At 61.4% G+C, this 1,413-nt stretch carries 1 protein-coding gene; it reads right to left on the bottom strand.

The genetic code is table 11. The features are described 5' to 3' along the window. Positions 1-73: 73 nt before the first annotated feature. On the bottom strand, positions 74-1,413 hold a 1,340-nt coding region (locus DBR24_RS13625; protein ID WP_256591463.1), incomplete at its 5' end, for a Na/Pi cotransporter family protein.

Raw genomic sequence — 1,413 nt, 5'->3', positions numbered from 1 at the left:
GGGAGCTGGCTTGCCAGCGAAGACGTCCTTGAGGCTGAACTCTGAGTTACTGACTGACCCCAGCCCCAGACGTTCAAGGCGAATGCGTAATGTCGGCAATATCATCCGCTTCCAGCGCCCCGGTATCCGTCGTTTCCAACACCACGTAAGCACTGCTGCAAAACAGCGAATTCAAGCGCTTCATATCCGCAATCAGCTCCAGGTGCAATGAACTGGTTTCCAGACTCTGCACGATCTTACGTTGCAAACGGCTGACATGGGCATGGGCCAGACGCCGTTCCTGTGCACGAAAGCGACGTTTCTCGCGCAACAACTGGCGGGCGCTTTCCTTGTCGCTGCTGAGAAACACCGACAGGCCCAGGCGCAGGTTGGCGGTCAATTGCTGTTGCAGACCGGTCAGGTCCTCCAGCCCCTCTTCGGAAAACGAACGCCGCTGTGAGGTCTTCTGCTGCTGAATCTTGCGCAGCATGCGTTCGATCAGATCACTGGCCAGTTTCAGGTTGATCGCCAGTTCGATGATCTCGGCCCAGCGCCGGCTGTCCTGCTCACCAAGGTCTTCGCGGGGCATTTGCGCGAGATACAGTTTGATCGCGCTGTAAAGCGACTCGATGTCATCGCTCAACGAGCGGATTTCCTGAGTGACCGCCGTTTGCTTGCCGCGCAACACGGCGAGAGTGGCGTCGAGCATGTTTTCCAGCAGATCACCCATGCGCAGGGTTTCCCGCGCGGCATTGGCCAGGGCCAGACTCGGCGTCGACAACGCGGTGGCGTCGAGATGGCGTGGCCTGGCCGTGCCGTTGACCTCCGGCCGCTCAGGCAGCAGCCATGCGCAGAGTCGCGCCATTGGCGCCACCGACGGCAGCAGAATCAGGCACCGCGCGGTGTTGTAGAGCAGATGGAAGCCAATGACCATTTCCTGCGGGCTGAAATCCAGCCCGTCCATCCAGTGCACCAGCGGATCGAGCACCGGAATGATCAGCAGCAGGCCGATCAGTTTGTACAGCAGGCTGCCCAGCGCCACCTGCCGGCCGGCGGCGTTCTGCATGCTGGTGCTCATGAACGCCAGAATGCCGCTGCCGATGTTGGCACCGATCACCAGGCCGATCGCCACCGGCAGGCTGATCACGCTGGCGCCAGCAAGGGTCGCGGTCAGCAGCACGGCGGCGAGGCTGGAGTAGGAAATCATCGCGAACAAGGCGCCGACCAGGGCGTCGAGGAGGATGTCGCCGGTGAGCGAGGCGAAAATCACTTTCACCCCTTGGGCGTGGGTGATCGGTGCGGCGGCCTCGACGATCAGTTGCAGCGCGAGAATGATCAACCCCAGACCGATGCTGACCCGGCCCATCTGCCCGAGCCGCGTCTGTTTGCGCGAGAGGAAGAAAATCACCCCGAGAAAGATCAGCAGCGGCGACA

It is taken from the genome of Pseudomonas sp. HMWF006, assembly GCF_003061205.1.
Classification (GTDB): domain Bacteria; phylum Pseudomonadota; class Gammaproteobacteria; order Pseudomonadales; family Pseudomonadaceae; genus Aquipseudomonas; species Aquipseudomonas monsensis.
Note: the sequence above shows the minus strand (reverse complement) of the source record. Positions and strands in the feature narration are given on the sequence as shown.